Origin of the sequence: Ramlibacter agri (assembly GCF_012927085.1) — a bacterium.
GTDB lineage: Bacteria > Pseudomonadota > Gammaproteobacteria > Burkholderiales > Burkholderiaceae_C > Ramlibacter > Ramlibacter agri.
Map to the genome: position 1 here is coordinate 1272632 of NZ_JABBFX010000001.1, position 12611 is coordinate 1285242.

A 12611-nucleotide genomic window follows, 5' to 3' on the forward strand; every position below is an offset into this window, starting at 1 on the left:
CGGTTCAGCGCTGGGCCGCCAGGAAGGCGCGCAGCTCGCGCGCGCAGTCTTCGGCGCGTTCGATGGGCGTCCAGTGGCCGCAGCGGTTCAGGATGACGGTGCGCAGGCTCTTGGCCTGCACCAGCCGCTCGGCCATGTTGCGCACGGCTTGCGGCGGGGCGACGGCGTCTTCGTCGCCCGTGACCAGTAGCACGGGCGCGGCGATGCGCTCCACGGCGGCTGGCAGGCAGGCGGCAAGCGCCTCGCAGTTGCGCGCGTAGCCTTCGGGGTCTTGCCGCATCAGGCTCTCGCGCACGAAGGCAGCGGCCACCGGTTGGCGCTGGCGCGTGTCGGCGGCGGTCGCAGCTTGTACGAGCGAGATCGCGATGTCGTGCATGCCGCGCAGGCCTTCGCCGCGTGCCTTGGCGCCGCGGGCGCGGATGCCGGCGCGCGCTGTTTCGTTGGGCGCGACCAGCGGGCCGAACAGCGCGAGGCTGCGCACCAGGTGGGGCTGCGCGGCTGCCAGGTGCTGGGCGACGATCGTGCCCATCGAGTGGCCCAGCACGTGCGCGCGGCCGACGCCCAGCTTCGTGCAGATGTCGCGCGCGGTGTCCGCGAGCTTCTCGATGCTGAGCGCGCCGCCGGCGCCCGCGGAGCGGCCGCTGCCCGGCAGGTCCGGCCGGATCACGCGGTAGCCGGCCAGGGCGGGCATCAGCGCCGCCCAGGTGTTCGAGTCGCCACCCAGCCCGTGCAGGCAGAGGATGGCGTCGCCTTCGCCGTCTTCCTCGACGGCGATCCGGTCCATGACGTGGAGCACTGCGGCCTCAGGGAGGCGCCGCGCCCAGGGCGCGGGCGGCTCGCAGCGAGCCGCAGGAAAGCCGGGTTGCCATGCGCATGGTGTCTCCTCCATCGCGTTGAACCACAGACCGCCCCGTCGTGGCACTGGCGTGAGACGCCAAGACCAATATGAGACTTGCGTCTCAAAACGGGGAGGCCATGATAGGCACAAGCCACCTTGACCCGCAACGCCCTTCGGGCACCATGCACCCCCGGAGTTACCCTTGCAGCCCATCCGGATCAAACCCACCGAGGCCCCGCCGCTGCCGAGCAGCGGCGTGCGCGCCTCCACTTTCAAGCTGTTGCTGGACACCGCGATGGACCTGATCCAGCGCGACGGCCACATTCCATCGATCGCGGAAGTGGCGGTGCGCTCGAACGTGTCGCGCGCGACGGCCTATCGCTATTTCCCCAGCCGCAGCGCGCTGATCACCAGCGTGGTCGACGCCTCGCTCGGCCCGGTGCGCAGCGTGCCGCCGGGCACCGACGCGGGCGACGCGCGCGAGCGCGTGCACGCGATGTTCAAGGCCACCTTCCCGCGTTTCCTGCAGTTCGAGCCGCAGCTGCGCGCGGCGCTGCAGCTGGCGCTGGAGCAGTGGGCGCTGCAGCGCGCCGGGCTGCTGGAAGAAGAGCCTTACCGGCGCGGCCATCGCGTCGGCATCCTGTCGACCGCGCTGGCGCCGCTGAAGCCCGACCTGCAGCCGGCCGTGCGGGACCGGCTGCATCGCGCGCTGTCGGTGCTCTATGGCATCGAGGCCTACACCATCCTCAAGGACATGTGGGGCATGGGCGAGAAGGAGATCGAGCGCACCGTGCTGTGGATGGCGGATGCGCTGATCGACGCGAGCGTGCGGGAAGGGAAGGCGCAGGCCGCCCCGCGCCGCGCGAACGGGCGTCCTAACGGCCGCTGAACGGCGAGAACTTGCCGCGGATGTCGGCCAGCAGCTGCTGGCACGCGGCGGAGAGCGGCCGGCCCTGGCGCGCCAGCAGGTCGACCTTCGCCGAGCGGCACAAGGGGTGCGCCAGGTCCAGGGCGACCAGCCGGCCGGACTTGATCTCGGGCTCGGCGGCGAGCCCTGCGCCCACCAGCGTGATGCCATCGGTCGCCTGCACGAAGCGCTTCAGGGCGGCGACCGAGTTGCTCGTGAAGCTCGGGCGCAGCTTCACATGCTCGGCGAACTCGAGCAGTTCCACGAGGCGTCCGACACCGTAGCCTTGCGGCATCAGGCCCAGCGGGTATTGCAGCAGGTGGCGCACGCGCAGCGGGCCGCTCAGTTCCGTCAAGGGGTGGCCCTTGCGCACGAGGACCTTCGCGGGCGCGGGGGCGCTGGCGACGATCTCGAGCAGAGGATCCGAAGGCGGGTTGAACGCAATGCCGATGTGCGCCGCGTCTTCGAGCAGCGCATCGACCAGGTCGTTGACGGGCAGGGCGTCGACGGCGACCGAGAGCGCGGGGTGGGCCGCGCAGAAGCGGGCCACGACCTGCTCCAGCAGGCCGTCGATGAAGCCTTCGCTGGCCACGATGCGCACGGAGCCCGCGTCCATGGACTCGACGGCCTTGAGCCGCTCGGCCAGCTGTTCGTGGTGGGCCTGGCAGCCGCGCCAGTAGTCGAGCAGGTGCGCCGCCGCTTCGGTGGGCACCACGCCGCGCGCCTGCCGTTCGAACAGCACCAGGCCCAGCTCCTCCTCGAGCAGCGAGACCTGCCGGGTGATCACCGAAGGCGCGGTGTTGAGCGCGTCCGCCGCGCCACGGATCGAGCCGTGGTGCAGGACCTCGCGGAAGTAGCGCAGCCGCTTGTGGTTGATCTCTCGCATGGTGTTGCCTGGCAGGCAACGAAGTGCTGCCCAAATTGCTCTTGTTCGAACGGATGCTAGCTCAAACAATGCGTCCATCGCACTCCCACACGCCTCGACCGCCATGAACCTCTTCGCACCGTCCTCCCTCAACCGCCGCGGCTTCCTGCGCGCCGCCACCGCAACCGTCGTCACCGCGCAGGCCGGTTTGCTGGTGCCTACGGCGGCGCGAGCCAGCGAAACCCAGGGGTTCGCGTCCTTGAAGACGATAGACGCCGGCGACCTGCGCATCGAGTACGCGGACGTCGGCCCGGCCAACGGCCCGGTCGCCATCCTGCTGCACGGCTGGCCCTACGACATCCACGCCTTCGTGGACGTGGCGCCGCGCCTGGCCGCCGCCGGCTACCGCGTGATCGTTCCCTTCCTGCGTGGCTATGGCGGCACGCGCTTCCTCTCCGATGCCACCCCACGCAACGGCCAGCAAGCCGCCGTGGCGCAGGACATCATCGCGTTGATGGACGCGCTGAAGATCCGCCAGGCCGTGCTGGGCGCCTTCGACTGGGGCGCGCGGACGGCGTGCATCATGGCGGCCATCTGGCCGGAGCGAGTGACGGGCCTGGTCTCCGTCAGCGGTTACCTGATCGGCAACCCGAAGGCCAACGCCAAGCCGCTGCCGCCGGCGGCCGAATATGCCTGGTGGTACCAGTCCTACTTCGCCACCGATCGCGGCCGCGACGGCTATGCGACCAACGTGTGGGCGTTCAACCGCTTCATCTGGCAGCAGGCTTCGCCGCAGTGGCGCTTCGATGAAGCGACCTACCAGCGCAGTGCGCGGTCCTTCGACAACCCGGACCACGTGGCCATCGTCGTGCACAACTACCGCTGGCGCATCGGGATCGCCGAGGGCGAATCCCGCTTCGACGCGCTGGAGGCCAGGCTGGCGACGGCCCCCGACATCGCCGTGCCCTCGATCACGATGGAAGGCGACGCCAACGGTGCGCCCCATCCCGACCCGGCCGCGTACGCGAGGAAGTTCACCGGCAAGTACCAACACCGCAACGTGCAGGGCGGCATCGGCCACAACCTGCCGCAGGAGGCCCCGGCCGCGTTTGCGCAGGCGGTCATCGACGTCACGCGCCTTTGAGAGCACTGTCATGACCCTCTACCTCGTCGCCTTTCTCGGTGGCCTGTTGACGATCCTGAGCCCGTGCATCCTGCCGGTGCTGCCCTTCGTCTTCGCCCGCAATGACCGGCCGTTCGCCCAAGGCAGCCTGCCGCTGCTGGCGGGGATGGCCGTCGCGTTCGCGGCGGTGGCTTCGCTGGGCGCGGTGGCGGGGGCCTGGGCGGCGCAGCTGAACCAGTTCGGCCGCTGGGCGGCGCTGGCCTCGCTGGCGCTGTTCGCGAGTTCATTGCTGCTTCCCCGGCTTGCGGCCTGGTGGACGCGTCCGCTGGTCAGCGCCGGCGAGCGCTTGGCGCGCACCGAGACAGGAACTCCGTGGCTGACCTCCGCGCTGCTCGGTGTTGCGACCGGCCTGGTCTGGTCGCCGTGCGCCGGCCCCATCCTCGGCGTGATCCTGTCGACAGCGGCCCTTGCCGGACCCAGCGCGCGAACCTCCTTGCTCTTGCTCTCCTTCGGCGCTGGCGCGGGCGTGTCCCTGTGGGCAGCGTTGCGACTGGGCGCGCGTCTCAAGAGGCAGTTCGCTCCTGGCCGCAGCGCCCGCGGCCTCGCCGGTGTTGCGATGCTCGCCGGCGTCGTCGCTGTGGCTACCGGCCTGGATGGCGCGCTGCTGGCCCGCTTCTCCAGCCCGGACGGCGTGGGACTGGAGGCCGGCCTGCTGCAGCGTGCAATGCCTGCTGCCAACGCAGCGGAGCCGCGCCCCAGCGTGCTGCCGATCGAGTCCACGCGAGTCAGCCTCGAGGGTGGCAGCAACTGGCTGAATGCGGGCCCGCAGTCCATCGCCTCGCTGCGTGGCAAGGTCGTGCTGGTGAACTTCTGGACCTACTCGTGCATCAACTGCCTGCGCACTCTGCCTTATGTGAAGGCGTGGTCGGAGAAGTACCGCGACCGCGGCCTGGTGGTCGTGGGCGTGCACGCGCCGGAGTTCGCCTTCGAAAGGGAGGCGGGCAACGTGCAGGAGGCGCTGCGGGACCTGGGGATCTCCTACCCGGTGGTGCAGGACAACCAGTTCCGCATCTGGCGCGCCTTCGGCGACCAGTACTGGCCGGCGCTGTACGTCCTCGATGCGCAGGGACGCGTGCGGCATCACCAGTTCGGCGAAGGCGGGTACGCCGCTTCCGAACGCGTGATCGAGGACTTGCTGCGGGAAGCCGGTGCCCCTGCGGGCGCTGCCACTGCGGTCCAGGCCGATACGCGAGGTGTCGGCCTGGCGGCGGACGCCGCCACCCTGCGCAGCGGTGAGACCTATCTCGGCTACGAGAAGGCCGCGGGGCCGCGCGTCGCGGTCAGCGCCGTGCCGGACCAGCCGGTGAACTATCGGCCGGATCCGCTGCTGCTGAACACCTGGTCGCTGGCCGGCAACTGGACGCTGCGGCCGGAATGGGTGGAAGCCAACGAGCCGGGCGGCGCGCTGTCGGTGCGCTTCCAGGCGCGCGATGCGAATCTCGTGCTCGGCCCGGCGGCCGGCCAGCCGGTGCGCTTCCGCGTGCTGCTGGATGGCCAGCCACCGGGACCGGACCATGGCGCGGACGTCGACGCGCAAGGCAATGGCGTGGCCGACGCCAGCCGCCTCTACCAACTGGTTCGCCAGGGCGGCGCGGTGAAGCCGCGCACCGTGGAGATCCGGTTCCTCGATGCCGGTGCGCGCGGCTACGCGTTCACGTTCGGCTGAACCTGAAAGGATGAAAACGATGACACGCGTCTGGCTGGTGACAGGATCTTCCCGCGGCATGGGCCGCGCCATCGCCGAGGCGGTGCTCGCGGCGGGCGACCGGCTGGTCGCGACCGCGCGCGACACGAGCAGGCTGGCGGATCTCGTCGAGCGCCATGGAGAGAACATCTGCCCCGTCACGCTCGACGTGACGGATGAAGGCGCCGTGGCCGCGGCGATGCAAACCGCACTGGACAGGTTCGGCCGCATCGACGTCGTCGTCAACAACGCGGGCTATGGCGACCTCGCACCGATCGAGGACACGCCGCTGTCCGCCTTTCGCCAGCAGATCGAGACCAACCTGTTCGGCACGATCATCGTCACGAAGGCCGCGCTGCCCATCATGCGGCGCCAGGGCGGGGGACACTTCCTGCAGTTCTCCTCCGTCGGTGGCCGCATCGGCTCGGTGGGCCGTGCGCCCTATTCGGCGGCGAAGTGGGGCGTGGAGGGCTTCTCCGAAGTCCTGGCGAAGGAGGTCGGGCCGCTGGGGATCAAGGTGACGATCATCGAGCCCGGTGGTTTCCGCACCGACTTTGCCGGCGCCTCCACGACCGTGACCGAAGGTGACCCGGCCTACGACGCCACCGTCGGTGCGGCGGCCCGCTTCCAGCGCAGCTATGACGGCCGGCAACCGGGCGACCCGGCGCGCGCCGCGGCGGTGTTGCTACAGCTCGCGGCCATGGAAAACCCGCCGTTGCGCTTGCTCCTGGGCAGCGACGCCGTGCGGATCGTGGAGGCCGCGGAGCAGGCGAAGCAGGCGGCGGACCTGCAGTGGCGGGCGCTGAGTGTTTCGACGGACTTTCAGGAGGCGGCCGGGCCGCTTTCCTGAACGCACTTCTTCACGTTGCTGTTCTTGGCGGCGCCGGCCAGCTTCTTTTCGGTGGCGGCGGCCTCGCACTTCGCCTTGACGTCGGCCTCGCACTTCTTGACGAAGGAGTTCTGTGCGGCGCCGGCCAGCTTTTTGTCCTTGGCGGCGCTCAGGCAGCCGGAGTCGGCGGCATGCGACAGGGACGCGAAAGCGATGAGCGACAGGACGGCAAGCTTTCTCATATATTCCTCCAACTGTAGAAATTCAGCGCATTTTTTCACATTCTTTTGGGACAAGAAGTCACGATGATGAAGTGGTGCAACTGATGGTTCCTGAAAGCCCCATGGGCGACCCGCTCTCCCTCGGCCTGCATCTCCCCAGCCCCGCCTACCTGTTGGGCCTGATCGTCTTCAGCGTCGTCGGCTACGTCGCCTACCGCCGCGGCCGCAAGTCGGGCAACACCGCGCTCACGTGGATCGGCGTCGCCACGATGCTGTATTCCTACGTCGTGCCGCAGACCTGGCTGCTGTGGCTGATCGGCGCGGCGGCCACAGGCTGGATCTGGTTCGAGTGGAATTGAGCGTGCGATGAAAAAAGGGCGCGGACCGAAGCCCGCGCCCCAAGGCACATCACGCCATCGCGTGCTCCGGCGCCAGGCCGTAGTGCGAGAACTGCATCGCATACTGCGCCCGTCCGGACGACAGTGCGCGCAGGCTGCCGATGTAGCCGAACATCTCCTGCAGCGGCACGTGGGCCTCGACGACCGCCGCGTTGCCGCGATGGTCCTGCGCCCGCACCGTGCCGCGCCGGCGATGAAGGTCGCCGATGCAGTCGCCCAGGTACTCCAGCGGTGTGATGACCTCGACGGCCATCACGGGCTCGAGCAGCCGGGCGTCCGCCTGGGCGAAGCCCTCGCGCATCGCGGCCTGCGCCGCGAGCTCGAAGGCAAGCGCCGACGAGTCGCGCTCGTGGTACGAGCCATCCAGCAGCAGGACCGCGAAGTCGACGACGGGGTGGCCCGCCACCACGCCCGTGAGCGCCGCGCGTCGCACGCCTGCCTCCACCGCGGGGATGAACTCCCGCGGAATGGCGCCGCCGGCGATCCGGCTCTCGAAGCGGATCCCTTCACCGCGCGGCAGCGGTTGCAGCAGCAGCCGGACCTCGGCGAACTGGCCGGGACCGCCGCTCTGCTTCTTGTGCACATGGTGCACTTCCGCCTCGCGCGAGATCGTCTCGCGGTACGCGACCTGGGGCTGCCCCACGGCCACTTCCACGCCGCGCCGCGTGCGCAGGTTCTCCACCGCCACCTCGAGCTGCAGCTCGCCCATTCCCGAGAGAAGGGTCTGCCCGGACTCGGCATCCTGGCGCACGCGCAGGCTCGGGTCCTCCCGCACCATGGCCTGCAAGGCCTCGGCCAGGCGCTGCTGGTCGCCCTGGGCGCGCGGCTCGATGGCCACGTCGATCACGGGCTCCGGCACGACGATCTCCTCCAGCAGCACCGGGTGCGCCGGATCGCACAGCGTGTGGCCGGTCAGCGTGCCCTTCAGGCCCGCGACCGCGGCGATGTCGCCGGCCACCAGTTCGTCGCGCTCGACCATCTCGTTCGCGCGCACTTCGTAGAGCCGGCTCACGCGTTCGGCCTTGCCCGTGTTCGCGTCCAGCACGACGCTGCCACGCCGCAACGTCCCCGCATACACGCGCACGAACACCTTGGCGCCGTGGTCGTCGGTGACGACCTTGAAGGCCAGGGCCGCGAGCGCGTCGCCGCGGACGTCGCGCGCGATGTCGCCCGGCGCCGGCAGGTAGTCCACGACGGCGTCGAGCAGCGGCTCCACGCCGCGGTTGCGGAAGGCAGAACCGGCCAGCGCGGGCACGAAGGCACTGGCGAGCACAGCCTTGCGGATGCCACGCCGGAGCGCTTCCACGCTCACGGACTTGCCATCCACGAAGGCATGCAGGACGGCCTCGTCCACTTCGGCAACGGCCTCGACCAGCTCGGCGCGGCGCCGCAGCGCCTGCTCCAGCAGCTCGGCGGGCACGTCGGTTTCCCGATACGGCTCGCTCGCATCGTCCTTGTCCCAGGCCAGCGCGCGCAGCGTCACCAGGTCGACCACGCCGCGGAAGCCGCTTTCGGCGCCGATGGGCAGGTGCAGCGGCAGGACCTTCGCGCCCAGCCGGTCCCGCATCATGTCCACGACGCGGGCAAAGTCCGCGCCCACGCGATCGAGCTTGTTGATGAAGGCGATGCGCGGCACGCCGTAGCGGTCGGCCAGGCGCCAGTTCGTTTCCGTCTGCGGCTCCACGCCGGCCACGCCGTCGAACACGACGACCGCGCCGTCCAGCACGCGCAGCGAGCGGTTCACCTCGATGTTGAAGTCGATGTGGCCGGGCGTGTCGATGACGGTGATGTGCGTGTCCTTCCAGCGCACGGTGATGGCCGCGCTCTGGATGGTGATGCCGCGCTTGCGCTCCTGCGGGTCGAAGTCCATGCGGGTGTTGCCCTTGTCGACTTCGCCCATGCGATGGCTTTCGCCCGTATAGAACAGGATGCGTTCGGTCGTGGTCGTCTTGCCGGCGTCTACGTGCGCGATGACGCCGATGTTGCGGAGGTTCTTGTTGTTGCGGGAGTTCATGTCGGATCCTTCTTGCGGCCGCACGCATTCCTGCGTGCTGCTGCCGCCTGGTTGGCTGGTGCCAGCCCAGGCGGGGATCCGCCCGGTGCTAGCGCGAGAGAGGGGTGCTGCGGCCGGAGCCCGGGCGCGCGGGGCTCTTGCTCCGGCGGTCGGGAATCGTGGCGATCAGCTTGTCGTAGGTGCGCATGGTCGGGTTCAAAAGCAAAAAACCCCGGAGGGCGGGTGCCTGCCGGGGTTTTCGAGCCGGAAGGCGCAAGGCCCTCCGATTCCGCGATCGAGGGGCGTCTAGGTGGCGATGCTCGCCTGGATCACGTTGAATTGCTTCATGGGAGCGCGATTATGCGTATGAATTCGAGAACACGCAACGAGTAGGGGCATGCGCCTCAGCGCGCGGGTTGCGCCAGCTTGACCAGCGCCCCCGCCTGCTCGCGATCGGTCTTCATGAAAGCCGCGAACTGTTGCGGCGACATGGGCGTCGACTCGATGTAGCGCTCTTCCAGGAAAGCGATGAACTTCGGGTCCTGAAACACGCGCACGAACTCCGCGTTCACGCGCTGCACCACCGCGCTCGGCGTGCCGGCCGGCGCGGCGAGGCCCCACCACACGCGGGCGGAGAAGCCGTCGAGTCCTGCTTCCTTCAAGGTGGGCACCTGCGGCATGGACGGCGTGCGCTTCTCGGCGGACACGGCCAGCGGCTTGACCTTGCCGGCCTGCAGCACGCCGGTGAAATTGCCGATGCCCATCTGCGCCAGCTGGATCTCGCCCGCGGCCAGCGCGGTGCTGATCGGGCCGCCGCCCTTGTAGGCCACGCCGACGATGGAAGTCTTCCACTCGTGGTTGACCCAGGCCAGCATCATCTCCTGCAGCGAGCCTTCGCCCAGCGTGCCGAAGTTCACCGCGGCGGGATTCTTCGCCGCGTAGGCGCGCAGTTCAGCGACCGTGGAAACGGGCAGCGTGGCCGGCACGAACAGGCCTTCGGTCACCTGGAACAGCTTGGCGATCGGCGCGAAGTCCTTCTCCGGGTCGTAAGGCAGCTTGGCCGTCGTGTGCGGGTTCAGCGACATCGAACCGAAGTAGACCGAGCACAAGGTGTAGCCGTCCGGCGCCGCGCGGGCGCAGGCTTCGGTGCCGACGATGGCGCTGGCGCCGGGCTTGTTGTCGATCAGGATAGGCTGGCCCAGCCGCGGCTGGATCTCCTGCGCCGCGGCGCGCATCACCACGTCGGTGACGCTGCCGGCGGCCAGCGGCACGATGATCCGGATGGCCTTCGTCGGCCACTGCTGTTGCGCGGTGGCCGTGAAGGGCAGCAGGGCCGCGAGGACGGCCAGCGCGCCCCAGGTGCGTCGCATTTGCATCGCTTGTCTCCTTGGTTGTCGTCAGTGCAGGTTCGAAGCGCTGCCGGCGCGCGGGCCGAGCAGGCGGATGATGCGGCCGAACATGGCGTCGTCTTCGGCCATGTAGCGCGTGAACTCGTCGCCGAAGCGCCAGTCCACGGTGAACGACGAAGCCTGGGCCTCGCGCTGGAAGTCGGGGTTGGCGGCCACGCGGCGCAGCGCGGCGACGTAGCGCTCGCGGATCTTCGCAGGCAGGCCCTTGGGCGCGACCAGGCCGCGCCAGTGCGCCACCGACCAGGGGATGCCGAGCAACTCCTGCACGGTGGGCACGTCGGGGAAAGCCGGATGCCGCGCCGCATCCATGTTGGCCAGCGCGCGCGCTTCGCCGCTGCGCAGCGGGCCGCGGGCATCGGTCAATGTGATCGGCGCGACTTCGGCTTCGCCCGCGATCACCTTGGCCAGGCCTTGCTCGCCGCTGAGCGTCTCGGCCCACTCCAGGCGGCCGGCGTCGATCCCCAGCTTGTCCAGCAGCCCGACCAGCGAAAACTTCCAGACGCCGAAGTTGGGTCCGCCAGAGCCGACGATGTTGCGGCCGCGGCAGGTTTCCAGGAATTCGGCCAGCGTCTTCCAGGGCGCGTCCTGGCGCACGATGACCGCCGCTGCTTCGACGAAGGGCACGGCCAGCGGCGTGTAGTCCTCGGGCGTGAGCGGCGTGAGGCCGCCGAACCAATGCATCATGCCGATCTCGCCGCTGACCTGGCCGATGGTGCGGCCGTCCGGCGCCGCTTCGGCGATGGCCGTGTGGCCGACGATCGCGCCGGTGCGGTTGACGACCTCGACGCTTTCGCCGAGCTCGCCTGCGAGATAGCGCGCCACGAGACGCGCCCGTTGGTCGCTGCCGCCGCCCTGCACATAGGGGACGATCAGCTGGATCGCTTGTGTGTTCATTGTCATCCCGCGCCTCCGGGCGCTTGTCTCCGCGGGGGATCGTAAGCAGAGGCCGCTGCCATGGACAGCGGGCGGGACGGATATCGTTTATTTGCCGCGTGGATATGCGCGGCGCGGCCTACATGCGCGCGCGCATCGCGTCCCAGGCGTTCGACAGCGCGTCGCGGTGCGCGGGCGCGGCGATGGCAATCAGTGCTTGCGCGCGGGCATCCATGGAGAGGTTGCGCACCTCCGCCCGGCCATGCTCGGTGACGACGACGTCGCAGCTCGTTCGCGGCAGCGTCACCAGGCCGCTGCTTTCGATGGCCGGCACGATGCGCGAGATGGCGCCCGAGCGCGTGGCCGCCGGCAGGCAAGTGAGGAAGCGTCCACCTGGCGAGCGCAGCGCGGCGGCGGCGAATGCGGGCAGGCCGCCGGCGCCTGCCAGCAGCGCGCCCTGCGCGCGCTCCGCGTTGACCTGCCCGAACAGGTCGACCTCGACGGCGCCGTTGATGGCGACGTAGCGCGGGATGGCGCCGCTGGCGCACGGGTCGTGCGTGGTCCGCACGTCCGTCATCCACAGGTTGGGGCGCGAAGCCGCGAAGGCCTGGAACTCCGTGTCGCCGAGGATGGCACCGGTGATGATCTGTGCGTCTTCTTCCAGGGCGCCGGCGTCCCACAAGGTCCGGAAGGCAGGCGTGAGCATGCCCGTGCGCAGGCGCAGGCGGCGATGGCCACGCAATCCTTCACCGGCCGCAAGCGGCACATCGCCGATGCCGACCTGCACCGTATCGCCATCGCGCACCAAGGCCGCGACGGAGGCCGCGATGCGCGCCTCCACCTCGCCTGGCGTCCCGGTGGCGTATTGCGTGATGGCGTGCTCGGCAAGCACCGCGCCATCCAGCTCCGACACGTGCACGCGGAAGCTGCCCGGCGTGCGCGGCATGCGCGGGTTGAGGTGCGCGATGCGCCGGCGCGCGCGCGGCCACACGATGGGCAGGAAGTCGCTGGTCAGGCCTAGGCTGCACCAGCCGTTGGCGTCCGGCAGGCTGAGTTGCGCGATGGCCAGGTCCACGGGCTCGCTGCTTTCCAGGTGCCGCGCGAGCGTGCCGTATTCCATCGGCAGCAGTGTCGCGCGGCCCTCGCGGATGCCCTGGCGCAGGCCGGGTGACATGAAGAAGCCTTCGGCGCGCGCGCCGGGGTGTAGCGCGAGATAGTCGATGCTGTCGATGCCCGGGAACTGGACGCCGGTGAAGGTGACGCCGTCCGCGCGTGCCGGGTCGCGGCGCAGTTCGTCCTGCAGCAGCAGCGGCTCGCTGCAGAGGGTGCTGGTCCACACGCGCTGCCCGGGGGCCAGTGCGTCGGACAGCCGGGGCAGTTCCGGGATTCTCATCGCCGTTCAGTAAGCTGA

The 12611-nt window shown here is 69.9% G+C and carries 12 protein-coding genes; 5 read left to right on the forward strand and 7 right to left on the reverse strand.

Annotation, left to right across the window (positions count from 1 at the left end; genetic code table 11):
* Positions 1-4: 4 nt before the first annotated feature.
* Positions 5-784, reverse strand: a complete 780-nt coding sequence (locus HHL11_RS06130) for an alpha/beta fold hydrolase (protein ID WP_205964213.1) — start codon at positions 782-784, stop codon at positions 5-7.
* Positions 785-1040: 256 nt separating this feature from the next.
* Here HHL11_RS06130 and HHL11_RS06135 point away from each other — a divergent pair, with 256 nt between their 5' ends.
* Positions 1041-1727, forward strand: a complete 687-nt coding sequence (locus HHL11_RS06135) for a TetR/AcrR family transcriptional regulator (RefSeq protein WP_240980018.1) — start codon at positions 1041-1043, stop codon at positions 1725-1727.
* On the opposite strand, the gene HHL11_RS06140 is transcribed toward HHL11_RS06135, so the two are convergent.
* Complete coding sequence (locus HHL11_RS06140) at positions 1714-2631, reverse strand: LysR substrate-binding domain-containing protein (RefSeq protein WP_169417537.1); 918 nt, start codon at positions 2629-2631, stop codon at positions 1714-1716. The genes HHL11_RS06135 and HHL11_RS06140 overlap by 14 nt on opposite strands.
* A gap of 103 nt (positions 2632-2734) precedes the next feature.
* On the opposite strand from HHL11_RS06140, the gene HHL11_RS06145 reads away from it, so the two are divergent.
* From HHL11_RS06145 to HHL11_RS06155, 3 genes are read left to right on the forward strand one after another with little or no spacing between them, the layout of a single operon-like run.
* A complete protein-coding gene (locus HHL11_RS06145; RefSeq protein WP_169417538.1) occupies positions 2735-3754 on the forward strand; it encodes an alpha/beta fold hydrolase in 1020 nt (339 codons plus the stop codon).
* Between the two features lie 10 nt (positions 3755-3764).
* On the forward strand, positions 3765-5459 hold the full coding sequence (locus HHL11_RS06150) for a cytochrome c biogenesis protein DipZ (RefSeq protein WP_169417539.1): 1695 nt from the start codon (positions 3765-3767) through the stop codon (positions 5457-5459).
* A gap of 19 nt (positions 5460-5478) precedes the next feature.
* Positions 5479-6327, forward strand: a complete 849-nt coding sequence (locus tag HHL11_RS06155; RefSeq protein WP_169417540.1) for an oxidoreductase — start codon at positions 5479-5481, stop codon at positions 6325-6327.
* Here HHL11_RS06155 and HHL11_RS06160 read toward each other — a convergent pair.
* Positions 6300-6548: a hypothetical protein gene (locus HHL11_RS06160; RefSeq protein WP_169417541.1), complete on the reverse strand. Its 249-nt coding sequence runs from the start codon at positions 6546-6548 to the stop codon at positions 6300-6302. The two genes, HHL11_RS06155 and HHL11_RS06160, sit on opposite strands and share 28 nt — an antisense overlap.
* A gap of 83 nt (positions 6549-6631) precedes the next feature.
* Between HHL11_RS06160 and HHL11_RS06165 the strand changes: the two genes are divergently transcribed.
* Positions 6632-6886 (forward strand): hypothetical protein, encoded by a 255-nt coding sequence (locus tag HHL11_RS06165; protein ID WP_240980019.1) that lies wholly within the window; start codon positions 6632-6634, stop codon positions 6884-6886.
* Positions 6887-6935: 49 nt separating this feature from the next.
* Here the strand turns inward: HHL11_RS06165 and fusA are convergent, their stop codons facing one another.
* The 4 genes from fusA to HHL11_RS06185 form a co-directional block, all read right to left on the reverse strand.
* Positions 6936-8939, reverse strand: a complete 2004-nt coding sequence (gene fusA / locus HHL11_RS06170) for an elongation factor G (RefSeq protein WP_169417542.1) — start codon at positions 8937-8939, stop codon at positions 6936-6938.
* A 383-nt stretch (positions 8940-9322) separates the two neighbouring features.
* On the reverse strand, positions 9323-10294 hold the full coding sequence (locus HHL11_RS06175; protein ID WP_169417543.1) for a Bug family tripartite tricarboxylate transporter substrate binding protein: 972 nt from the start codon (positions 10292-10294) through the stop codon (positions 9323-9325).
* Positions 10295-10315: 21 nt separating this feature from the next.
* Positions 10316-11227 carry a tripartite tricarboxylate transporter substrate binding protein gene (locus tag HHL11_RS06180; protein ID WP_169417544.1) on the reverse strand — a complete coding sequence of 304 codons (912 nt, stop codon included), beginning with the start codon at positions 11225-11227 and terminating at the stop codon, positions 10316-10318.
* A 112-nt stretch (positions 11228-11339) separates the two neighbouring features.
* A complete protein-coding gene (locus HHL11_RS06185; protein ID WP_169417545.1) occupies positions 11340-12593 on the reverse strand; it encodes an acetyl-CoA hydrolase/transferase C-terminal domain-containing protein in 1254 nt (417 codons plus the stop codon).
* Between the last annotated feature and the right edge of the window lie 18 nt (positions 12594-12611).

Excerpts from the sequence above, each read along its gene's own strand:
- HHL11_RS06160 (WP_169417541.1), bottom strand. The coding sequence starts at position 6,548 with ATGAGAAAGCTTGCCGTCCTGTCGCTCATCGCTTTCGCGTCCCTGTCG.
- HHL11_RS06185 (WP_169417545.1), bottom strand. The coding sequence starts at position 12,593 with ATGAGAATCCCGGAACTGCCCCGGCTGTCCGACGCACTGGCCCCCGGG.
- HHL11_RS06130 (WP_205964213.1), bottom strand. The coding sequence starts at position 784 with ATGGACCGGATCGCCGTCGAGGAAGACGGCGAAGGCGACGCCATCCTC.
- HHL11_RS06180 (WP_169417544.1), bottom strand. The coding sequence starts at position 11,227 with ATGACAATGAACACACAAGCGATCCAGCTGATCGTCCCCTATGTGCAG.
- HHL11_RS06165 (WP_240980019.1), top strand. The coding sequence starts at position 6,632 with ATGGTTCCTGAAAGCCCCATGGGCGACCCGCTCTCCCTCGGCCTGCAT.
- fusA (WP_169417542.1), bottom strand. The coding sequence starts at position 8,939 with ATGAACTCCCGCAACAACAAGAACCTCCGCAACATCGGCGTCATCGCG.
- HHL11_RS06140 (WP_169417537.1), bottom strand. The coding sequence starts at position 2,631 with ATGCGAGAGATCAACCACAAGCGGCTGCGCTACTTCCGCGAGGTCCTG.
- HHL11_RS06175 (WP_169417543.1), bottom strand. The coding sequence starts at position 10,294 with ATGCAAATGCGACGCACCTGGGGCGCGCTGGCCGTCCTCGCGGCCCTG.
- HHL11_RS06145 (WP_169417538.1), top strand. The coding sequence starts at position 2,735 with ATGAACCTCTTCGCACCGTCCTCCCTCAACCGCCGCGGCTTCCTGCGC.
- HHL11_RS06155 (WP_169417540.1), top strand. The coding sequence starts at position 5,479 with ATGACACGCGTCTGGCTGGTGACAGGATCTTCCCGCGGCATGGGCCGC.
- HHL11_RS06150 (WP_169417539.1), top strand. The coding sequence starts at position 3,765 with ATGACCCTCTACCTCGTCGCCTTTCTCGGTGGCCTGTTGACGATCCTG.